Raw genomic sequence first — 23996 nt, 5'->3', positions numbered from 1 at the left:
GCCGAGTTCGTCGTCAACGGTGCCTTTTACGATGACTGGAAGGTCAGTCCGTATACATTCCTCGGTGCGGGTGTGTCGAGTGCTACTGAGGTGGGTCTGGGTTACGCGGCCGTCTCGGGCAGTTCCAAACTGAACCATTGGGCGTTCGGGCCGGGGGCAGAAAACGACGGCGTCCATGCCGATGCTTCTCCGCCGCATCGTGCGGATATTCCCCAGCCTCCTGCCTCGCCGGCCGCTGTGCTCACCTCGTCTTCCCCGGCGACGCACCCGCCAGCGTCGGGGTCCGTTCCTAGGCGGGAGAGTTGGCAGGTCTCAGGGCCCGAGCATGACGTTGTCGCCGCTGAGGACCCTCCGGCTTCCCGCTCCGGCAGCGATACCGACCGCACGATGCCGGTTCAGTCCGCGTCCGCGGAACGGACCCTGTACGCGGAGCGTTCCGCCGTGGGTCCACGGGACGTGGCGTCCGCCGGCGCCGTATCGACCGGGGTGGGCCAGGGCCAGACCGGCGACGAGGCTGGGCGGCCCCACGCCGTGGGCGATGTGGACACGATGGGGCGCCCGTCGCCAGCCACACCCCACAGTGGTGCCGGGTCGCTCACCCCTGCGGATGGCGGGGGCCGTGCACCCCAAGAGCGCGGACTGGCCACACCCTCCCCAGACCCCGACACTGCCGGGCAGCACGATAAGGACCAGCAGCCTGACCCCCCACCAGCCCCACACAAGCCGCAGCATGCCATGCCAGCAAACGACCCCGGGCAGGCGCCAGCGTCGGCCCCGTCCTCCTTGCTGAACCGGCATCACCCCTCAGTTGAGCAGCATGGCCCGCTGACGGCTGATGCGGGACTGCCGCGCACCGCCTCGGAGGAGAACCCTGCATCGCCGGCGGACATGAGCAGGGCTGAAGAAGTGTTTGCGCGGCTTGCCCACCAGCCCGTGATCGACACAGTCACCGGCAACAGTCCCAACACCGGCAGCGTCCCCGACACTGGCGCTGATACCAGCACGGGCCCTGGCAACGGCACTGGCACCGTTCCCGGCGACGCTGTTGGGATGCCATCGCCCGCTCATGCCGGCCCCGGGCTAGGTGCGGGTGTGGCCCCGGCCTTCGTCGAGGAGCCGGTCCTCGGTCCGGACAGGGCTGAAGCGTCTGAGGCGTTGGCTTCGGGCACCACAACCCACGGGGCGGTGGGGGTGGAGCCGGTGTGGGCCGGCCCGGTCAGTGATCCCATCCGTCCTGAGCAGTGGCAGTCACGCCGCCACGACGCACCTGCTGCCGCCCTTAACACCGAACGGTTCGACCCCGCCCGCAACCCGCTCAGCCCCGACCGCGCGCCAGGAACACTCGCCGGACGCGCCACGGTCATCCGCGCGCACATCCGCCGGATCCAGGCCGACGACGGACGCTGGGTCCGCAACCCCACCCTCCACCTACCCGTCCGCACCGGCGCCGGATTCACCCCCGAGCAGATACCCCACCTGGAAGCCCGCCTGCGCGCCCTGCTCGACACGCACCTCAACCACGGCCTCGCCCTGCCCCGATCCGGCGACCAGCTCCACATCAGCCTCAACCTCGTCCACGCCCCCGACCACCCCGAAGCCATCGAACTCAGCACCACCAACACCCCGGCCACCACAGACCAGTTCCACTTCCGCCTGCACCACCACGACCCCGCCGACCCCTCAAAACAGGCCACCCACCAGCGCCTCACCGATGATGCCGTCCTCCTGCACGAAATCCTCCACTACCTCGGCCTGCCAGACGAATACCACGACGCATCCTCGCTCTTCCGCCGCAACCCCCACCACACCCCACACGATGGCCGCGGCATCATGAACAACCTGAACACCCCGGCCGACCACACCGTGCCGGTCCAATACCTCCACACCATCGAACACGTCCTCGACACCGGCCCCACCGTCCACGACCACCCCCACACCCCACCCACAGCACACACCCTGCATACGCCCTCGACGCACAGCGTGCAGACGTCCTCGGCCGAAGACGCGCTCCTCCCCCCTACCCACCTGGCCCCCGTGCATCCCACCTCCCAAGCCCCGGCCGGGGATTACGACCGTGCGGCAACCCCTTCACCCTTCGCCTATCCAGGGCCCAGCGACCGGCCACCATCCCACCTCCCATCGGCCACCCCTCGGGCGGACAAGCGTGGGTACCTCACCTGGGACGAGTTGTTGTCGCAGCGGCCGGGCAGCACAGGCCCTACAGCACTGTCGGACTGGTCTGACCACGTCACGGACTACGACCCCCAGTCCGATAGCCGAAGGAGCAATCGGGCAGAGGTAAAGGTTGAACAACCACAGCCGGTTCGGCCCGCTTCAGCTGCATCGAACCGTCAACCATTCCCGGGATTCGGCCCATCAGCGGGCAGTGCAGCACCGTCGCACGGGTTTCATCCCTTCCAGGGCTTCTTCCGCCCCCGGCGGGATAGCGCAACGAGCCCTGGGCCCGCCTCGGCTGCCGGGACATCATTCCCGGAATTCGGCACAGCACGATCCTCATCACAGGCAACCCTCCGCCTTTCAAGACCATCCCGGCAATCGTTCTCGAACGATCCTGGCCCGACGATTCCAGTCCAAGCCCCAGCCCCGCGAGGCATACATTCCGGTCTGTCGTTCTCGTCTTCAGCTACTGCAGGCCCGTCGGCTGCACCGTACTTCGGGCAGCAACCGCCGGCGCGACCAGCGACGGAGATCGGCAGCAGCTTCAGCAGCTCGACCGCATTTGTCCCGGCGTCCTCAAGCGGGAAGTCCGGAGTGCCGCCGCGGCCGTCTTCAGCAGCGCGTGAGTCGTGGTATCCCATCGGTTCACTGCCTGGCACATCCTCGGGCACCGGCTCTCTCGGCCAAACTGCACCCGCCCCAGCCCCGCAGGGCGCGCCCGGCGCCATGGCCGCGTCATCCGAGGGGCGGGACGAGGACGTGACCATGTTCGAGGTGGCGGCCGAAGCCGGGGTCTCCGTGAGCATGGTCTCTCGTGTACTCGGAAACTACGGCTCCGTCGCAACGAAGAAAAAGCTGCGCGTATTGCACGCGGCGCAAGAGGTGGGCTACAGAAGGGGCAACTATACCGATAGCCACATCGTTGAGGCGCTCAAAACGTGGCGAAAAAAGAACCCATCGGGGTATTCGCAGGAAACAACGATGCACGTATCCTTCGGTAGAATCATACCCATCGGAATTATTGCCCATCGCCATGCGAGAGAGCTACCGCCTGGCGTTTCCCCGGAGGTCGCCGCTGCGATTGCCGAGACAAATGCAGTCCCCCGCAGCGTGACGGCACACGCATCACCGTCGGTGCCTGGCGGCGGCATTCCATCCGACGCACCGTATTTCACATCGAGGGAACCCCAGACAAGTCATCCCTTCGCCCGATCCAGCACACCGACCCCCTGGGGGGATCTCGCCCCCTCTGGGTCCGGAGGGTTCGTCGGAGCGTCATCCTCATCGCGTGCAGCCTCGTACCCGCGAGGCATACCGCCCGACGGACCGTTTCCCTCCGCTTCAACTACTGCAAGCCTGCCGGCGGCACCGTACTTCGGGCAGCAACCGTCGGCGCGACCAGCTACGGAGATCGCCAGCAGGTTCAACAGATCGACCGCACCTCTCCCGAAGCCCTCAAGCAGGCAGTCCGGCCTGCCGCCACAGCAGCCGTATTCAGCAGCGGGTGAGCGGGGGTATCCCGTCGCTTCACGGCCTGACACACCTTCAGGCACAGGCTCTCTCGGCCGGTTCGTTCCCGCCCCGCAGGGCGCGCCCGCCGCCGTGGCACCGCAGTTGGACAGACCCGGCATGGAGAAGCTTTGGGAGAACCATCAGCAGCGTCTGGACACCGCGCAAAAGGAGCTGGCGAAGCTGCCCAAGAACCGGTCCGATACAGCGCGGGCGTGGGCAAAACTGCTGGTCAATAAGTATCACCAATGGCCAGTGGTGATCGGAGACCCCTCCCCCGAACAAGCACCCCTAATCGCGCTCCTGGAACAGTTCACCCAGATCGTGGCCTGCGACCTTGTCACACACCCCGACGGGGAAGCCGCCGCCCGCACGTCACGGGACATGGCCAAACAATTCGGAACGCAACGCACCAGACCCATCGGCGGACGCCCCGGACCACGGCACCTAGCATCCACACTCGAACCCTCAACCTACGACCCGTCCCAGCCTAGACCCAGCAACCCGCCACCCACCCACCCCCGCGCAGACAAGCCTGGGTACCTCACATGGAAGGAGTTGCTGTCGAAGCAGCCGGGCAGCACAGCTCCTACAGCACGGTCACCCTGGTCTGACCTCGCCACTGACTACGACCGCCAGCCCGAGAGCGGAACGAGTCGTGAGGTAACGCCGCTCCAACCACAGCCGATTCGGCCCCTCTCCGCTGCATCGAGCCCTCAACCATTCCCGGGATTCGACCCATCAGCGGGAAGCGCAGACCCTGCAGCACCGTCGTACGGGTTTGATCCCTTCCAGGGCCTCGGCCCACGGCCGGCTAGCCGAACGAGCTTTGCGGTGACGCCGCTCCAACAACCACAGCCGAACCGCCCCACCTCAACTATCTGGACACCATTCCCGGGATCCAACAGAGCACCATCCCCATCACCTGCAGCAGCGGGTGGGCCATGGAATGCTCTTGGTTCGCGGCCGCGCACCCTATCGATCACAGATCCTTTCGGAACGGCTGCCCCCGCCCCAGCCCCGCAGGGCGCGCCCGCCGCCGGCACGGTCCCGCCATCCGAGGGGCGAGGCAAGCGCGTGACCCGGGCCACTGTGGCGGCCAAGGCCGGAGTCTCCGAGAACATGGTCGCTTGTGTTCTCGGAGACTACGGCACAGTCGCAAAGGAGAAAAAGCTGCGCGTGTTGCACGCGGCACAAGACGTGGGCTACAGAAAGGACAACTATACTGATAGCCAAGTTATTGAGGCGTTCAAAGCGTGGCGCAAGGAGAACCGATCGGGATATTTGCCGGAAACAACGATGTGGAAATTCCCCAATGGAATTGTCATACCTATCGGAATTATTGCCCACCGCTACGAGAGAGGGCAACCGCCTGCCGTTTCACCTGAGGTGGCCGCTGCGATCAAGGAGACGAACGGAGTCCCCCCCAGTACTGGGCCCTTGGGGTTCGGCGGAGCATCATCCTCATCACATGCAGCCTCAGACCCGCACGGCATGCGGCCCGGCCTGTCGTTTTCCTCCGATTCAACTACTGCAAGCCAGCCGGCCGGACCATACGACTGGTCACAACCGCCGACGGGACTACCGACGGGGTTTGGCGGCGCATTCGGCAGATCGACCACATTTTTCCCAACATCCTCGAGCAGGCTGCCCGACTTCACGCTGCGGCCGCCATCAGCAGCGGATGAGCCGTGGCATGCCGCTGGTTCACGGCCTGGCACACCGCCGGTCACAGGTCCTTCCGGCCCGGCTGTCCCCGCCCCAGCCCCGCAGGGCGCGCCCGCCGCCGGGGCCGCGTCACCCAAGTGGCGGGGCAGGCGAGTGACCCAGACCGATATAGCGAAGAAGATCAGGGTCTCCGAGAGCATGGTCAAACGTGTACTCGGGGGCCACGACGGAGTCACAGAGGCGAACGCGCTGCTCGTGTTGAACGCGGCACAAGACGTGGGTTACAGAAGGGGCAACTATACCGATAGCCAAATCATTGAGGCGTTCAAGGCGTGGCGCAAAACGAACACATCGGGGTATTTGCTGGAAACAACGATGTGGAAAATCTCCGATAAAATCGTCATACCTATCGGAATTATTGCCTATCGCCATGAGAGAGGGCTACCGCCTGCCGTTTCGCCGGAGGTGGCCGCTGCGATCAAGGAGACGAACGGAGTCCCCCGCAGCGCGAAGGCCCACGATCCGTCTTTGGCGTCCGGCAGCGGTATTTTGTCCGGCGCACCGTATTTCACATCGAGGGAACCCCAGACAAGCCATCCCTTCGCCCGGTCCAGTACACCGAACCCCTTCAGGGTTCCCACCCCCTCTGGGTCCTGGGGGCTCGGCGGAGCGCCATCCTCATCGCTTCCACGTTCCGCAGGCCCGTCGGCCGGACCGTTCCCGGCACCATGGCCGGCGGGACCATCGACGGGGTTTGGCAGTTCGACAGGGTTTCGGCCGACGATTGCAGGCACGCTGCCCGACCCCACGCTGCGGCCGCCATCAGCAGCGCGCAGGTTGTGGGATGCCGTCAGTTCGCGGCCGCGCAGTTCTTCTGACACAGGCGTTTTCGGCCCGCCCGTCCCCGCCCCGCACAGCGCGCCCACCGCTGCCATGGCCGCGCCATCGCAGGGGCCCGGCATGAAGAAGCTCTCGGACGATCATCGGCGGCTTGCCGCTGACGCACGCAAGCGGTTGGGCAAGTTGCCCCCGGAACGGTCCAGACAGGCGATGCAGTGGGCAGCAGCACGGATCAGCGCGGATCACCAGGTGCCAATACCGATGCCCAACCCGTCCACCGAGAACGCCGCCCGCAGCGCACTCTTGCGAGAGTTCGGCATGATCGTGGCGGACGCCTATGCCACAAACGGTGAAGAGACAGCGACCGGCAGGTCACAGGCTTTGGCCACGCAGTACGGGACACAGCACACCACCGGACTCATCGGCGGACGACCTGGACCCTGGCACCCCACACCCGGGCGGAAACCCTCACTTCCGGCTGGACAGGGAAGTTCCACTCGCCCAGCCCCGATCGACAACAACACCCACGGGCCATCGTTCCATGAGAAAGAACCCGGCCTCTCCCTCGCAGACACCGACCCACCCATCACGACCACCGGGGAAGAGCCCGCACCCGGCCACCACCAGCATCACCAACGGGAGCTGCCTCAAACGCCGGCCGCAGCCGTGACCCGACCACCAGCACACAGCACTCAGGACACAAGTTCGACGCAAGACACCACCCCCTCCCCCGGCCCGGACGTGCCCAGCCCGGATCGTACGGATAGCCTCCGAGGCACCACATCCGGGCAGGCACCATCGGCCGCCGCGCCCGCGGCATTGACGGACCAGGACCACACACTGCTGGCCGCAATCGACTCACGAGGCAAACTCACACAACGAGCACTGAACTGGGCCAAGACCCAGATCAACCAGGACCATGTCGGCCTGTTGCCCATAGCGCCGGAGCCGGGCACGGACCAAGCCCGACGGCGCGACCTGCTCAACCAGCTGACCCGCCTCGTCGCCCACACCTACATCACCCACGGCAAGCAAGCCGCAACACACCACTCCCGCAAACTCGCAGAACAATACAAAACAGCACGCCCAAAGGCATCAGCCCTGCACGCCGGCATGAACCCCCACAACAACAGTTTCCCCGCCTGGGATCCGTACTACCGTGCGGCACCACCTCCACAGTCCGGCTTTAATCCATACGGCCCGCCCAATCCAGGGCCCAGCAACCCGTCACCCGCCCGCCCCGCATCCACCACCGGCCACCAAAACAGAAGGGACACCGAGTGGGATCCCGCATGGAATGAGTGGGTCAGATTCGCGCCATCGCCGAGCCCGGGCAGTCGTGGCCCATCCCCCACGCCAACTCACACAAACGACCTCACACCGAGTCACCCACCCGCGGCGGCAAGCAGCTTCACACCACAGCCGTACACCAACTGGTCTGCTCCCTTCCAGGGCTTCCGCCCTCGACGAGATAGCGGAACGAGCCCTTGGGCAGTGCCGCCCCTACAACAACCACAGCCGACTCGACCCGCCTCGGCCGCTCTTGAGCAGTGGCTCACCAAATCCGATCCCGTCTTCGGCTTCCCCCGGCCGGCTAGCCGAACAAACCATGGGGCGGTGCCGACGCTTCAGCAACCACAGCCGACTTGGCCCAATTGGGATGCCGGGACATCATTCCCGGGATTCGGCACAGCAGGATTCCCCTCACCTGCAATCCCGGGCTCCCCAGGGCGGCTACAGCAATCGTTCTCCCATCGTTCCGGTCTGACGCCTCCAGCCTCACCGACTGCCCACTCGCAGGGCCCGCCCGCCGATGCCGTGCTCGCGCCACCGGAGATGCAGGACAAGCAACCGACCCTGGACGACGTGGCGAAGGAGGCTCGAAAGTCCGTGCGCACGGTCCATATGGCACTCGCCGGCCGCGCCTCAACGAAGACCACAGAGCTGGTGTTGGCCGCGGTGCAAAGAGTGGGCTACAAAAGAATTCCAAGGGTAAAATATACCGACGAAGAGGTTACTGAGGGGCTCGACGCGTGGTGCGACGCGAACGAATTTGAGCATGTGCCGCAAACGGCGAAGTGGACACATCCCAGCAGCGGCAAAGTCATACCTATTGGAAAAATTGCTTATGACTTGCACAAAGGGTATAGAAATCACGCTTCGCCGGAGTTGAAGCGTGCGGTTGAGGCGGCAGGTCTAAAGCTTCACCGCAGCGTGAAGGTGAAGGTGCACGAGTCGCCTTCAGTGTCTGGCGGCGGTCCGTCCGGCGTGGCCTACTCCACATCTCGGGAACCTACGACGCCTGACGTACCGGGAATACTGCCGAGTGGTCCCGTGACCCGCCCCAGTGCACTCAACCTGTTTGGGGATTCCGCGGTCTCCAGGTCCGGGGGATTCAAAGGAATGTCGTCCTCACTTGCAGCCTCAGACCCACGAGGCCTACCCGGCGTGTCGTTCTCCTCTTCAGCTACTCCAGGCCCGTACTTCTGGTCACGACCGTCGGCGGGATCATCGACGGGGTTTGGCAGTTCGACAGTGTTTAGGCCGACGTCTGGAGGTGGGCTGCCCGACCCCACGCTGCGGCCGCCATCAGCGGCGGGCAGGCTGGGGGATGCCGTCGGTTCACGGCCGCGCAGACCGTCGAACACAGGCCCTGCCGGCCCGGCCGTGATGGCACGCCTGACTGCCCAGGCCCCGCTCTTCCCCGCCGGGCAGGCCGGCCGTGTCACCGACCCTGCTCCCACCCCCCTGAGAAACGATCCCCCCGCGCTCTCGCACACGCTCACCAGCCCCCAACCCGACCCCAACCCGGTGACGGACCGCGAACCCCTGACCGGTCAGGACCGGCCAGCACCCGGAGCAGAACCGCCCGCAGCCGCCGACGGCCAGCGTGGTACTGGGCCACTGCCGGTGCTGGGCATCCCGGCCGGTGACCCCATCCGCCCCAAACAGTGGCGGCCACGCCGGCAGGCCGCACCCGCCTCCGCTTTGCACACCGAGCGATTCGACCCGGCCCGCGACCCCCACCGCCAGACACCGGGCATACTCGCCGGGCGTGACACCGTGATCCGCATGTGGATCCGCCGCATCCAAGCCGACGACGGCCGCTGGATACGCAACCTCACACTCCACCTCCCCGTCCGCACCGGCGAAGGCTTCACCCCCAACGACCTGCCGGCATTCGAGACTCACCTGCGGGACCTGCTCGACCAGCACATCAACCACGGACTGCAACTGCCCCGCTCCCGCGACCAGCTCCACATCGACCTCAACCTCACCCACACCCCCGACCACCCCGAAGCCATCGAGCTGAGCACCACCCCCACCCCCGCCAGAACCGACCAGTTCCACTTCCGGCTGCACTCCGTAGACCCAGCCGACCAGTCCGACCACGCCCAAACCCTGCGGCAGGCCAACGACGCCACCGTCCTGCACGAACTGCTGCACTACTTCGGCCTCCCCGACCAGTACCACGACCCCTCCACGCTGTTCCGCCGCACCACCCAGGGCACCCACCAGAACAGCACCGGCATCATGTCCGACACCCGCACACTGCCAGACCCCGTCCTGCCAGCCCGCCACCTCCATACCATCGAAAACCTCCTCGACTCCGGCCCGGTCGTACACGACCACCCCTACACCGCCACACCCCCCACCACCCCGCACACACCCCCAGACCACACCACACTCCACCTCCCCCCCACCCACCAGGCCCCCCTACACCCCACCTCCCAAGCACCCGCCAACAGCGTCACGCGGAATTCGGGAGCCACCTCGGGATGGGTTTCCAATGAGTCTTGGGAACGCGCCGATCTCGTCAGTTCCAGACGGTGGGGCGGCTTCGACTGGGCCAGCGAAGAAGATCAGCGGCTCGCAGCCGCCTACAACGAATTTCCGAAATATCGGGAGTACTCGGGGGCAGATTTTCGCGCTCTTGCTCATTTGCCGTTCAAGAAATTGCCGAACCGTCAAGATCAGATTGCCCGGCGGGTGGTCTGGCAGCTCCGCATGTATCCAAACACTCCGCAACACTTCATAGAAAGCACATTGAACAGGTGGCAAGTCCAAGCAGGGGTGGGTGAATGGGGAAAACCGGAACCTACTGAAGGTCAGAGGTGGTGGCGGCCGGGGACGGTACTGCCCCCTGACCCGCCGCAGGACCACCGTGTCCACCAGTTCCCTGGATCTGCGCGGTCGGTTGGTGGTGGATCTCCGGCGGTCGGCCGTGGGACGGGAAATCCGGCTACGCCAGCTCCTGTTGGGAGGCCGTTCGTGGGGCCGTCGGGGTCGGCAGCCGGGGATGGCTCTCCGGGTATTGGTGTTTCGGTGAATCGAGCGGTGGCTCCGGCGTTCCTAACAGTGCCGCCCCATGGATTCTCGGGCGGTCTGTCCGGCGAGGTTGACTACGGGTCTCCTAGCGGCGGTCTCCACAGCGGGGGCAGTGGTTCTGGTATCCGGCCTGTTGGCAGACCGTCGTCCTATGGGCGGCCTGACGCCGGGGAGGGGGCACGGCGTTCGGGTTCGCGTGCGTCCAGTACCGCCAGTGCCCGGCCCCCGTCGTCCATGAGGCCGGCGGACGGAACCCGGGCGCCATGGAGCCCTTCTGAGGGACAGGGCGTTGTGCCGCCGGGCACGGCAGGACACCTTTCCCCCTTCGCCCCCGATCGCGTGCAGTATGCCAGCCCGGTCCGCGAACTTTTGGGGTCGCCTCTCGGCGGTGGGCCTCCGGTTCGATCCCGTGCGAGCAGCTCCTCTGGTGGCTCGACTCCTTTCGGCCCGTCCGCACAGTGGCCTGCTGGTCTCGTCGAGCGTGTGCGGCGCGCGAGCCTGAGTGTGCCCGGCGACGGCGGTGCCCGGTACCGGACGCCTGAGGGTCTGGGGATCCAGAGCACCAGAGCGGCACGGGCCCCGTCACACGTCCTGGTCCCACGCACAGAGGAGATAATTCCCGCCTCCCAGACTGACAGAGTGTGGCTGACGGTCCCGATGCAACATCGTGAGGCAGCCATGCGCGACGCATGGGCATTCGTCGTCGGACCTCCTCCGGCTTCTTGGCAGCCATCCCGCCTTCTTCTGGGCACTCTGTTCCATCAACTCTCAGCCGTTGACCAGGTTCTCCGCCGTCTGGCGTGCCGCATCCACATGGACTGGGATCTCGGAGTGGCGGATCCGCGGGGGGTACGCAGTCTTGCGGCCTCATTGGTCGGGAGATTGGGTGGGTTGGAATTCGCCGGTTCTGGTGACTATCCGTGGGGTGGGGCGCCAGGAGGTCGCTTCTTTTCTGCCGCGGAAGGTGAGTCGGTTGGGCGGCGATCCCGGAAGCGGTCGACCGTGGCTCCTGTCAGCCCGCGGTTCGATAGCCCGGTCTTCGGGCTGCTTAGGTCGGCGGCTGTTCTGGCTCCTGGCCGTGGGGAGGGCCCGTCATGGGACGGGACTGTGGTGCCTGACCTGGCGCATGGTGGCCATCATGCTTACCCACGCGCGTTGCCGGTCGCCGCAGGCTCCCGTGTGGGCGGGGGCCCGGTTCGAGTGCTTGCGCCGCTGCCCGGTGGGCTGCCGCCTGGGTTCTTCGCAGGGCAGGGACCCTCCGGGTCCAATTGGCGGTCTTACCCAGTGACCGGGAGTCCATTCCACGGTGCTCCGCCCGCGGGAGCGGGGGAGACTCCACCTGAGGTAGTTTCGTCCGGGCTGGGGGTGGACTGGTACGCGCCGCTGCCTGCCTCGCCCGTCACGGATCTCGCACGGTCCCTGATCGATGTGTCCGGGCGGGTGGATCGTCCCGTGGCTGCGCGGATGGAGTTGACCCGCCAGCTCTCGCGTGTACTCGCGGACCCGGCGACGGCCGCACGCGTGCAGCGCAGCGGCGTGCGGGTTGTGGTCATTCCGCGTACCGTCCCGGTCACCGAGGTGACGGGCTTGACGGATGCCGCTCACGCCGAGCTCCTGCGTGCCCAGGACGGGCAGCCGCTGCGCGGAGTACGCGGGGTGACCGCCCCGGACGCCCGGCTCGTCCTGGTCGCGGAGGAGAACCTGCTCGGCGAGAACGCGGACATCGACGGGCAGCATCCGTTCTACCCGGACGGCTACTCCACGGTGATGCATGAACTCGCTCACATGGTCTATCAATTCGGATTGAGCGAGCACGACCGCGACCGGGTGCGCACCGTGTTCGAGGCCAAGGTGGAGGCGGGGCCCGATACCGAGTGGGCGGATGGGCCCCGCCGGAACATCGAAGGAGCGCTGAGCGAGAACTACTCCTCGCTCAGCCCTGAGGAGTACTTTGCGCAGACCACCAACGCCTATCTGGGTGCGAACCACGGTCGCGACCCGTTGACAGGCAGGGAGCGGAACAACGGGGCCGACTGGGTCCGCGCCCACGAGGAGCCCCTGGTTCCGTTGCTGCAGCGTCTTTACGGCGCGGACCCCGACCCCGCGCCGGGGCTCAACCCGGTCGCCAGGACGCGTGCCGAGAACGATCTGTGGCAGGGCTTCCGGGACTTCACCGCACTCGTACAGGCATCGTCCGGTGCTCACCTGGACCGCATCGTTGATGTTCCGCAACAGAGCCAGAAACTGAGCCGCGCCCAGACGGGCCACCGCCGGGTGGGTGGACTGTTGTTGGACGTGGATGGCCTGGCACGGCTGGTTGATCGCGTGGTATGGCAGGCGCGGGCCGCCTCCCCGTCTATGTCCGATGCGGGCCCTATCCCGCAGGCCGGGGATGCCGCAAGCCTGGGATTGTCCACGCGGGACTGCCTGGTGCTGTTGGTCGGGTTGGGGAAGGCGCTGCACCCGCCAGGTGAGGTGTTCGGTTCCGCGGCTCGCCTCCGAGCGCCGAGCGTGATTCGGCCGGCCCGCGTGGTGGACGACCTGGTGGTGGGGACTGGTCGTGCCGGGGACGTGTTCGCCCCGGGCGGGGACTGGGGGCGGGTGACGTCGTGGGAGCGGCTTGCCGATGCGGTGCGGGATGCCGGGCCTGGGGCGGCGGCGCTTGTGTTGGTGCAGCGTTCTCGGGGGCTGGGGCATGCCTTTGCGGCCTACCACACCACCGATCAGGGTGTGGTGTGGGTTGAGCCGCAGGCGCCGGCGGGGGTGCGGGTGGGGCGCGGTGAGCCGTCGTTGGCGGAGGTGCTCCATGCCCGGGCCGTGGTAGTCGATCCCGGTGGGCGTGTGATAGCGGATGCTTTGCCGTGGACTTCGGCGGCGGACTCGACGGCACGGGCGCTGAGCGACCCGCCCACCGACCACCGCTACGGCATGCAATCATCGTGGCGGTCCGTAACCCCACGGCCGACCGGCCCGAACCTGGGCTCGTCCTACCACACCCAGCCCGTCGAGATCCTGCAAGGCCTGAAGAAGCGCATGAAGGGCGAGTACGAGGCCTTTGCGCGTCACGTGCTGCATCTGGGGGATCACGTGCCGGTGACGGCGGAGCAGGAGTCATTCCTGCTCACCCTCGTGACCGCCGCGGTGAGGTCCGGCAGTTACCCCCAGCTGGCATCACCCAGCCTGCTGCCGGACAGCGGCCTGCGCCCTTTGGCGGACTCGTTGCGGAAAGGCCACTTTGAGTGGGCGAAGGGGCTGTTGCTGCGGGATGACACGCAGCAGCTCACCCGTGCCGGACGCCCCGGCCGCAACTGGAGCGGCACCCTCACACCCCCCATCGCAGACGAACAGGTCGCAAGCCCCTGGGCGAGACGCCAAGCACCGTGGTCCCGCACGGGCGCCGTCCCGTACCCCATCCTGACTCTGGGCCCCCGGGGCAAGGGAACAGTCAGGGTGGTCGATGGCGAGAGCCGTGAATATCACCTGTGGCTTAGTGAGTTTGCCACGCTGGTCGCTCACGACCCCGCTCTGCGGGAGCAGGGCAGCAATGTGGTCATTGTCCTGGCCGGTTCGAATATGGCCTCAGGTGGCCTGTGGCTGCCCCGGATGGTCGCCGCCCGCAGCCAGCGGATCGTATGGTCCCACACCAGCCTCGTGTCCCATGTGCCTGATCAGGGTGACGTCCTGCTGACAGCTGTCTTTGTCCAGGGCGTTCCGACCGGGAACTGGGTCATAGCCAGGCCTGAGGACTTGGGGCCGGACCCCGATCCCGAGGGAACGGCACGGGGGTTCACCTCACCGTTTGCGTATAACACCATCGTAGACGCCGAAACGGGCGAGCCCAATGGCGGGTCATCCATTGTCAGTCAAACGGAATATGCAAACGCCTTCCTGGGACTGGTGGATACCTACCAGATTCATTCGAAGGCATCGGACGGCAGTTCGAGTCTCATACCCGGGTCAGAGCGTCCGCTCCCGTGGGTTGTGCGGGGTGAAGAACCCTACTTCTACGCCGCGCACGGTAATCCGTCTGCGATGCAGCTTGCTGGGCATGACGGGGTGATGGGGCTTACCACCGACAGAGTCGCGAACGTGGATGCTCATACGGTCAGCAAGATGCTGCTGCGGCGCCCCAGCCTGTCGCGGTTGCGTGGCGATGGACCGCCCGCCCGAACCCGGGCTTTCGTGATGCTGGTGTGCGAAGCCGGTGCCCTGCCCCAGGATGCCGATCGACTCAGGGTGCTGGCTCATGGTCAGGTAGTGGCCAACCATCTGGCAGGCGGACCCTACAATAAGGTCTACGCTCCCAACCGCATATTGGCCACAACTGAAACGCCGCAGCGTCTCATCCTCACGCTGGAAGCCGGCGGGGCGGGGGAGCCGACGTGGGTGGAGTTTGTGCCCGAACCTACGAGGAGCCGCCTTGACCGGCTGAAGGACGTCACCGGTCTGCGGCCGAAGTACGGTTGGCAGGAGCACGGCTCGGACGGCGTGGACCATACGCTGCTTCTGGTGCGCTTCCTACGCCACGAGTTCGGCATCGGAATCGAAGAACCATCCCGCTCAGGCGAATACACAGGCCTGCTACGCGGCGCTGCCGCCATCGAGATCATGCGGCAGGCTGACCCCGCACACCGGAACACCCTGTTCACAGAGTCATGGGTCCGCGGCACCCTTCTCAAGGCGTATCAGGACTCCCGCCCGGCCGAGCGAGCAGACGATGTTCCCGAGGGCATGCGGAAGTTGTTGCTCGACGCCTACTCCTATGCCGCCGACCAATCAAATGCCGCCAACCAGCGGAAGCCGATCCTGTCCTCGTACTTGGGTAAGCTGAGGCGCCGAGCAGCTGCTGCCACCCCCCTGCCCCCCTTTGCTTTCCCTTCCCAGGTTTCTGGTTCGGGGTTTGCACTGCCTGGACGGTCGGCTTCCGCGATGGGCTTCGTGGGTTCTGGAGGCCACGACGGGCGGCAGCGAAACCTCAGCTTCTCCCAGCAGCCGGGGCCGCGTCCAGCAACCCGGTCCGGTTACCGCTCCACCCGTGGCCCGGGCTGGTCATTCTTCAGCAGTCAGGCCAGCCCGGGTGCGAGCGGAGGGCGCGAGCCCTTGGAGTTGCGGGGTGGAGGCCGTTGGGAGCTCAGATGGCCGAGCCGCTTGCCGTACTGGAGGCCGGGCGAGCGGCCGTCCGGCAGGGGAACCCAGAGTGCAAATGATTTGCCACAGGTCGCACTGGGGATCAACCCGGTCGCGGGGACGCACGCTTCGAACGATCTGTGACGGGGCTTCCGGGACCTCACCGCATCCGTACTGCCCGATACAACGACACTGCCCGGTTGGTGGGTCTTACCACAGTCGGTCCCCGCCCATATCCGGCTCATCGTGCTCCATCAGGTCGTGCTTGCAATTCGTACCACAGACGACCTCGCCGGCATTGCTCTACACAGCGACCTGTTCGCATTTCCCAATCGGCGGCCGAGTCGTCGTGGAGAGCCGGGCGGCCAAGCTTACCGAGCCACGAACGGCAGCCGCATGAAAGCCACACCCAACTCCCCTGGGTGCCACAACCTTACGAATGGCTGGGGCAGCCCCAGGGAAAAGGTAGAGCCGCATGAGGAACTTGTACGCACGGATCATCCAGCCCACCCCCCTTCGGCCGAGTCCGTGGCCACACTCCTCTTGGCGGATGTCACCACGCTGGGAACCAGATCCCGATATTCGTCGGGGAAATCACGTCATCTATAACCTGCATGTGCACTTGGTGTTCGTCACCAAGTATCGGCGTGGTGTCTTCAACGGCGACATGCTGACGCGCTGCGAGGAGATCATGCGGGACGTCTGCCAGTCCTTCGAAGTCCACCTGCTCGTGCACTACCCGCCGAAGGTCCAGCTCTCCAAGTTGGTCAACAGCCTCAAGGGCGTCTCCTCCCGGTATCTGCGCCAGGAGTTCACCGGCCGCACCAACCGGGCGATCAAGCACGGCCCGTTCTGGTCCCCGTCCTATTTCGCAGGGTCCTGCGGCGGAGCACCGTTGAGCATCGTCAAGCAGTACATCGAGCAGCAAAAACGTCAAACGTCCACTCTGACCATCTCGGCAGAGCAGCCATCAGATCGCATTCCCTCCCCACCTGAAGGCCGGCGTTCCCTGCGAAGATCAGGGATGGAAGTCGACGACCAGCTGCTGCCCGAACGACGAGCATCCCCATGCTCCGGAACTTCCTCCGCGCTTTACGCCGCATCCCCGCCGCAGCCGCGTTAGTCGTCGGCGGGCGCTCGCCCTCCCTCGCCCCCACCTACCCTCCACCACCCGGGCTGCTCTCCGTGAGCGAACCGGATAGTAAACAATGAGCTACGACCGGGCCCGCGCGGCGCTCGGTATCGCGCTCTACATGCTGCGCAGGGGTGATGTGGTCGACCGCACCAAGACCAAGCAGCAGATCGAGGCCGCAACGTTCGCGCTAGGCCGGAGTGATAGGTGGGAGCACGTTTGAGCTTGGCCTCGAAGCCGTGTTCCTTACGCTGGCCAACAGCCGAAGCAACAGCTGTCTACGCGAGTCGGGGAAAGAGTACTTGCGCGTTGCCGCGGTTGACAGCATGCAACTGGCCGGGGGGCCAGTCCTGGTAGCCATCGAGAAAGGCGTCGAATTGATTGCCCCATTGCTCCGAGGCGAATGGGAAATCGCTCCCGTAAAGGACGTGGCCGGGGGCGGCGAAGGCGAGCAGGGAGGGTAGGGAGGTGGGGGTGGCGGACAGGGCGGTGTCGAAGTAGAAGCGCCGCAGGTTGGTGAGGATGCTGTCAGGGGTGGTGTGGGGGTTGAACTGGGCGGCGCCGGCGAACCGGTAGGCAGCGTAGGGCAGGAAACCACCCGCATGGGAAAGGATCACCTTCATGCGGGTGTGGCGGCTCATTACTCCGTTGACGGTCATGTCCACTGCAGTGCGGGTTGTGTCGAACGGGAAATCCACGAGCGGGCTGGGCTGGCCTGGGAGCATCGGAACGGCAGGCGCAGTGGGGTGGATGAAGACCACTGCGGCGCGGGCGTCGAGCTCGACCCATAGGGGTTCGTAGGCAGGGTCGCCCAGGTAGCGTCCATGAGCGTTGGACATCAACACCACGCCGTCGGCGCGCAGTTCGTCGAGCGCATGGACGGCTTCGGCGACGGCACCGTCGATGTCGGGCAGTGGTATGGCGGCGAACTGGCCGAACCGGTCGGGTCGATCCTTGACCAGCTCCGCACCGTATTCGTTGATGCTGCGCGCCAAAGTGCGGGCCTCGCTGTCCTCTCCGAGGTGGCTGCCGGGGGCGCTGAGGGAGAGTATGCCGGTGGCAATAGCGCGTCGATCCATCATGGCAATAGCGCTGTCGGCGTCCCAGGACGGCGTGGGCCAGCCGCCGGCGCTCAAGCCCCGTTCGTCGAGTATTCGACGGTAGGCCGGGGGAATGAGGTGCTGGTGAACGTCGATACGCGCGGGAGAGGTCACGATCTTCGCCTCCAATGACTAAGGCGTTTTGCGGGATTCAGAGTGTACCGGTCAGGGGGAGTTCACGCCGGTGCCGACTATACGGTGAAGGCGAGATTGTGCGGGTGGGCGAGGATTTGGGCATCGGCCTGCTGTACAAACAGGCAAGCTTTTGCCCCCTCGACCCACATCCCACGACTTTGGCTGGCCAACCCACGCAGGAGCTGACTTAAATTCACACCAGTCGCCGGGAGTCACACAGACTCTCCCTTGGCACACACTCACCGTCGACGGGTAGAACAGTCATTCCAATTCCTTTCCCCACGCCTTTGCTACGCCGTTGAGCGATGACCCCAAGGCAATGACGAGGAGATATTCTCCATGAATCACACTCCGGATTCTGGTCGGCAAGTGATGGCCAACGAACCGATTGCGGTCATCGGGATGGGATGTCGATTCGCCGGCGACGTCCACTCTCCCAAACAGTTCTGGGATCTCCTGATGACAGGCGAGGACGCCATCGGTGAAGTCCCGCCCTTGCGATGGGAATCGTATGCCTCGTCCAGTGCCGAGAACGCGGCACTGCTCCGCCACACGACGCGCTTCGGCGGATACCTGTCGGACATAGAGGGATTCGACGCGGAATTCTTCGGGATCACACCGCACGAAGCGGAGCTGATGGACCCTCAGCAACGGATCGTGCTCGAAGTTGCCTGGGAAGCTCTGGAGCACGCGAACATCCCACCGCGCGGCCTTGCGGGCAGCGACACTGGCGTCTTTATAGGAGTCGGATCGGACGACTACGGCCGCCGCCTGCTGGAAGACCTCCCACACATCGAGGCGTGGACGGGCATCGGCGGCGCGTTCTGCGCGGTCGCGAACCGGGTCTCCTACACCCTCGATCTGCGCGGCTCCAGCGTCGCGGTGGACACCGCGTGCTCCTCCTCCCTGGTCGCCATCCACCAGGCATGCCAGAGCCTGCGCCTGGGAGAGGTGCCGCTGGCTCTGGCCGGCGGCGTCATGATCATCGCGGGGCCCGGGCTGACGTTGGTCATGGACGCCGCCGGTGCGACTTCACCGGACGGCCGCTCGAAATCCTTTGACGCGGCCGCGAATGGGTACGGACGCGGCGAAGGCGCCGGAGTGATCGTCCTCAAGCGGCTCAGCGACGCCCAGCGCGACGGGGATCATGTCCTCGCCCTCATCCGGGGCAGCGGAATTTACCAGGAGGGCAAGACGAACGGCATCATGGCGCCCAGCCAGGAGGCACAGGAACACCTGCTGCGACGCACGTACGCGAGCGCGCAGATCGCACCCGCCTCCATCGACTATGTGGAGGCGCACGGCACCGGTACCCCGATGGGCGACCCCATTGAGGCGGGTGCCCTGGCCGCCGTCTTCGGGCAAAACCGTCCGGCGGGTCTCCCTTGCCTCATCGGCTCGGTGAAGCCCAACATCGGTCACCTCGAGGCCGGTGCGGGAGTGGCCGGCGTGATCAAGGCCGTACTCGCGCTGCAGCATGCCCAGATCCCTCCGACCGCCCATTTCGACCGGCCGAATCCGAGCATTCCGTGGACCGAGTCCCATCTCAGCGTGGTTGCCGAACCGACCCCGTGGCCGCGGACGGGCCATCCGCGCCGAACGGGGGTGTCCGGCTACGGATACGGCGGGACCATCGCCCACGTCATTCTCGAGCAGGCGCCGGAGGACGTATCGGCCGACGACCGCCACGACACGCAGTCGGGGGCTCGGGTGTACCCGCTGTCCGGCGCGTCCGAGGGCGCGGTTCGTCAGTACGCGGTGAGGCTGGCGGACCAGTTGGTCACCGAGGGTGCGGCCCCTTCGGCAGATGCACTCGGCCACACCCTCGCCCTGCACAGGTCCCATCTCACGCATCGCGCGGCGATCGTCGCGAACGACCGAGCGGAACTGACCTCCCGGCTGCGGGTACTGGCCGCCGGAGAGTCCGCAGTGGGCCTGGTGTCCGGGCGGATGGCGCGCGAGGCGAACGCCGGAGCGGGTCTCGTCTGGGTGTTCTCCGGCCACGGTGCCCAGTGGTCCGGCATGGGCCGTGAACTCCTCGACGAGGACGCGGCGTTCACCGCTGTCATCGACGAGATCACCCCTATCTTCGAGGAGGAGATGGGCTTCTCCCCGCGCCGGAGCATCAGCGAGGGCGAGTTGGGGGACGTCTCTCGGATCCAGCCGATGATCTTCGCCATGCAGGTCGGCCTCGCCGCCGTGTGGCGCGATCATGGCGTCACTCCCGACGCGGTGCTCGGTCATTCGGTGGGCGAGATCGCGGCCGCCGTGACGGCCGGCGTGCTCAGCCTCCCGGACGGAGCCCGGCTGATCTGCCGCCGTTCCGCTCTGCTGCGCCGGGTCGCGGGCCTGGGCGGTATGGCAATGGTGAACCTTTCCTTCGAGGAGGCCGGCCGACGCCTGGCCGACCGGACCGATGTGGTCGCGGCCGTCTCCGCCTCGCCGTCCTCCAGCGTGGTGAGCGGCGACTCGGCCGCGGTAGACGCCGTGTGCGCCCAGTGGCAGGCCGAGGGACTGGTCGTACGGCGCGTGGATTCCGATGTGGCCTTCCACAGCAGCCACGTGGACCCACTCCTCACCGAACTGACGGCTGCCGCAGCCAACTTGACAATCCGGCCCGCTACGATCCCCGTGTACGCGACCGCCCTCGAGGACCCGCGGGCGAACCCGCCCCGGGACGGCCGCTACTGGTCAGCCAACCTGCGCAATCCGGTCCGCTTCGCCGAAGCCGTCACCGCCGCGGTCGAGGACGGCTACCGCAGGTTCATCGAGGTGTCCGCACACCCCATTGTCGCGCATTCCATCGAGGAGACCTTCGACAACCTCCATGTCGCCGAAGCCATGGTCGCTCACACCCTGCGCCGTGGAAAGCCGGAACGCGAGACGCTGCTGACCAACCTGGGCGCCCTGCATTGTCACGGCGGTGACATCGACTGGCACTCGATGTGGCCGGTCTCCGCACTCGCAGAGCTTCCCCCGCCCGCATGGCAACACCGGCCGTACTGGGCCGCGTCCGGGCCGAGACTAACGGCCGGCGGCGGTCACGACGTGGACAGCCACACACTGCTCGGCACGCGCACCGAGGTGGCCGGGACGACACCGCTGCGTGTGTGGCAGACGTACCTCGACGAGACCTGCCGCCCGTACCCGGGCGACCACCCCGTGCAGGGCGTCGAGATCATCCCGGCCACCGTCCTGCTGAACACCTTCTTCACGGCCGCCGCCGGCGACGGTGAACGGCCCGCACTCAGCGATGTGTCACTGCGCGTGCCCGTCTCCGTCACCTCCCCCCGAGAGGTGCAGGTCACCCTGCAGGACGGCACCATGCGGCTGTCGTCACGGCTGCTCGAGCAGGGCTCCGACGAGGATGCCCCGACATGGCTGACCCACACGACGGCGTCGGTGGCGCACAGAGCGACCGCCGCGGACCAGCGGCGCTTCCCGCACGCCGACGTGCTAAGACGCTGCACAGAGACCCTCCCCGCGGACTTCCCCGTCGACCGGCTGGCCTCCATCGGCGTGGCCGCGATGGGCTTTCCCTGGGCCGTCGAGGAACTCTTTCGGGGCCCCGGCGAATTGCTGGCCCGCGTCCGGGCGTCCGCGGACACGGACGAGACGCCGACCTCATGGGCCTCGATCCTCGACGCCGCGTTCTCCATCGCCTCGATCGCATTCGACGGCCCCCCGACCCTGCGCATGCCCGCGCACATCCGGGAGATCGCGTTGCGTGCAGACCCTCCCGCTCGCGCCTTGATCAACGTGCGGCTCGCCGAGGGAACCGCCGCCGCGGACACCGTGCACATCGAGGTCGCGGATGAGACAGACCGTGTCCTCGCCACCCTCTCCGAGCTCCGCTACGGGGTGCTGGACGGAGACCCCGGAGCGGTGGCCAGCCCTCGCCGGCTCGTGCACGAACTGGTCTGGCAACCCCTGGCGCTCGACTCCTCCGCGCCGTCCGCCCACCCCGACCTCGTCGTGCTGGTGGGCGACGACACCGCACTGACGGCCGGGCTCACCGAGCAGCTGACCGCCGCAGGAACCGAGTGCGTGAGTCTCACGACGCCGCAGGAGCTGGACACCGTCTACGAACGCCTGTCAGCCTCCGCCGCCGTGCTGGTGGCGCCGGCGGTCACCGGACCGGCGGAATCCGTGAGCGAAGCCTCCTTCCGCGCGACCTGGCTGCTGACCAGTACCGCACAGTGCCTCGCCGCAGCACAGCTCCCGTCCCGGCCAAAGCTGTGGTGTCTCACCCAGGGGGTGCACGAGAGCGCCAGCCCCGCGAGCCTCGGCCACGGCAGCCTGTGGGGGCTCGGCCGAGTCGTGGCCGGTGAGCACCCGGATATCTGGGGAGGACTGATCGATCTCGCGGCGGACCGGCCGGCGACCGGGGCCGACGGCCTGCTGTCCGTCCTCGGCTCGGTGACTGGCGAGGACGTCATGGTCGTACGGGACAGCAACTGGACCGTCTGCCGCCTGGCCCGGCTCGAGAGGGAAGCGACTCGCGCCGAAACGGAGTTCAGGGCCGACGGCACCTATCTGATCACCGGCGGCCTGGGCGCACTCGGCCTGGAGATCGCCCACTGGATGGCCGGCCGGGGCGCGAGGCGCCTGGTGCTGGCCGGACGCACCGGGCTGCCGCCCCGAGAGACGTGGGATACGGTCACGGAGCCCCGCCTCCTGCGGCAGATCGAGGCAGTACGGTCCCTCGAAGCAGTCGGCGTCACTGTGCGCACGCTTGCTGTGGACATCAGCGAACGCGACCAGGCAGCGAAGCTACTGGGCCCGTCCGAGCTTCAGCTCCCGCCGATCAGGGGTGTGGTGCACGCCGCAGGTGTCCTCGACAACCGCCAGCTCGCGGATCTGACCGAGGCCTCGCTCCGCAAGGTGATGAAGCCGAAGGTGGACGGCGCGCTTGTCCTCCACGAACTCTTCCCGCCCCGGAGCGTGGACTTCTTCACACTGTTCTCGTCCTGCGGTCTGCTCCTGGGGCTGCCAGGTCAGGCCAGTTACGCCGCCGGCAACGCCTTCCTCGACTCCCTGGCCGGTCACCGGCGGGCGGCCGGAGACACCGGTACGGTCAGCTTCGGCTGGACTTCCTGGCGGGGGCTTGGCATGTCGACCTCTTCCGAGGTGATCGACGTCGAGCTGGAGGCACACGGAACCGCCGACATCACAGTGGCGGAAGCCTTCCGCTGCTGGGAATTCGCCGATCGGCATGAGTGCGACTACTTCGCCGTGTTGCGTACGTTGCCGCCCGAGCCTGGATTCGCACGCCCCCCTCTGCTCAGTGAACTGAGCGTCGACGCACCCGAAGATGCCGCGTCCACGAACACCTCGGGGATCGCCGAGTGGGAGTCCCTGCCGCCGGACGAGCTGCGCAGACATCTCGTCGATTCCGTACGGGTCAGCGTCGCTGAGGTCATGAAGACCAATGCCACCGATGTCAACGTACGTGCTGCTCTAACGGAACTGGGCCTCGACTCGGTGATGACCGTAGTCGTGCGACGGCGGCTAGAGAAGCGGTTCCGGCTCGCACTGCCGGCCACGCTGCTCTGGGAACGACCCTCGGTCGAAGCCGTAGCGGAGTTCCTTTTCGACGAACTCACGTAGGGCAGCGGATGCGGACCGTTGGTGTCCCTGCGCCTCAGTTACGAGGTTGACGTGCGCGGTCGAAGGGACCAGCGCGACCATTCAGGAACAAGAGAGGGGTCCATGGACGTGTCCGAGTCCAAACTCGCCGCCCAGGCCGAGCTGGTGGGTACGGAGGCGGGTGGCTCTGCTGTCGCGACCTCGTCGCCACCTCCAGCGTCGTGCGCATCGAGGATGTCGAGGACGAAGGCCCCTGACCCTGATGCATTCCGCTCACCGCTCGGCGGGCTCCCCGTGATCTGACCGCCCGCCCTGCATGACCGACGTGCCCCTCGCACCTGCCACCGCTCCTCCCCCAGGACCGGGAACGCAGCGAGGGGCACGTCTGT

The 23996-nt window shown here is 66.6% G+C and carries 7 protein-coding genes and 2 pseudogenes; 5 read left to right on the top strand and 4 right to left on the bottom strand.

Translation table 11 applies throughout. The features are described 5' to 3' along the window. Positions 1-1428: 1428 nt before the first annotated feature. On the bottom strand, positions 1429-1665 hold the full coding sequence (locus ACH4YL_RS38455; protein WP_398512182.1) for a hypothetical protein: 237 nt from the start codon (positions 1663-1665) through the stop codon (positions 1429-1431). A gap of 15 nt (positions 1666-1680) precedes the next feature. Then, on the bottom strand, positions 1681-1929 hold the full coding sequence (locus ACH4YL_RS38450; protein WP_398512181.1) for a hypothetical protein: 249 nt from the start codon (positions 1927-1929) through the stop codon (positions 1681-1683). Here ACH4YL_RS38450 and ACH4YL_RS38445 point away from each other — a divergent pair. Beyond that, positions 1831-3060, top strand: a pseudogene (locus ACH4YL_RS38445) (LacI family DNA-binding transcriptional regulator); the annotation flags it as partial. The gene ACH4YL_RS38450 and the pseudogene ACH4YL_RS38445 overlap by 99 nt on opposite strands. A 5757-nt stretch (positions 3061-8817) precedes the next feature. Here ACH4YL_RS38445 and ACH4YL_RS38440 read toward each other — a convergent pair. Continuing rightward, positions 8818-9828, bottom strand: coding sequence for a hypothetical protein (locus tag ACH4YL_RS38440; RefSeq protein ID WP_398512180.1), 1011 nt, complete (start codon positions 9826-9828; stop codon positions 8818-8820). Between the two features lie 2061 nt (positions 9829-11889). On the opposite strand from ACH4YL_RS38440, the gene ACH4YL_RS38435 reads away from it, so the two are divergent. The 3 genes and pseudogenes from ACH4YL_RS38435 (at position 11890) to ACH4YL_RS38425 (ending at position 17006) form a co-directional block, all read left to right on the top strand. Next, on the top strand, positions 11890-15795 hold the full coding sequence (locus ACH4YL_RS38435; protein WP_398512179.1) for a lonely Cys domain-containing protein: 3906 nt from the start codon (positions 11890-11892) through the stop codon (positions 15793-15795). 406 nt (positions 15796-16201) lie between these two features. Beyond that, a pseudogene (gene tnpA / locus ACH4YL_RS38430) lies at positions 16202-16582 on the top strand (IS200/IS605 family transposase); the annotation flags it as partial. A 277-nt stretch (positions 16583-16859) separates the two neighbouring features. Next, positions 16860-17006 carry a hypothetical protein gene (locus ACH4YL_RS38425; protein ID WP_398512174.1) on the top strand — a complete coding sequence of 49 codons (147 nt, stop codon included), beginning with the start codon at positions 16860-16862 and terminating at the stop codon, positions 17004-17006. Positions 17007-17061: 55 nt separating this feature from the next. Here the strand turns inward: ACH4YL_RS38425 and ACH4YL_RS38420 are convergent, their stop codons facing one another. Next, the gene (locus ACH4YL_RS38420) at positions 17062-17997 is read right to left on the bottom strand and encodes an amidohydrolase family protein (RefSeq protein WP_398512173.1); all 936 of its coding nucleotides are present in this window, start codon (positions 17995-17997) and stop codon (positions 17062-17064) included. Positions 17998-18357: 360 nt separating this feature from the next. Between ACH4YL_RS38420 and ACH4YL_RS38415 the strand changes: the two genes are divergently transcribed. Beyond that, positions 18358-23628 (top strand): type I polyketide synthase, encoded by a 5271-nt coding sequence (locus tag ACH4YL_RS38415; RefSeq protein WP_398512172.1) that lies wholly within the window; start codon positions 18358-18360, stop codon positions 23626-23628. Positions 23629-23996: the final 368 nt, after the last annotated feature.

It is taken from the genome of Streptomyces sp. NPDC020681, assembly GCF_044334895.1.
Classification (GTDB): domain Bacteria; phylum Actinomycetota; class Actinomycetes; order Streptomycetales; family Streptomycetaceae; genus Streptomyces.
This window is presented reverse-complemented; position numbering and strand designations above follow the sequence as displayed.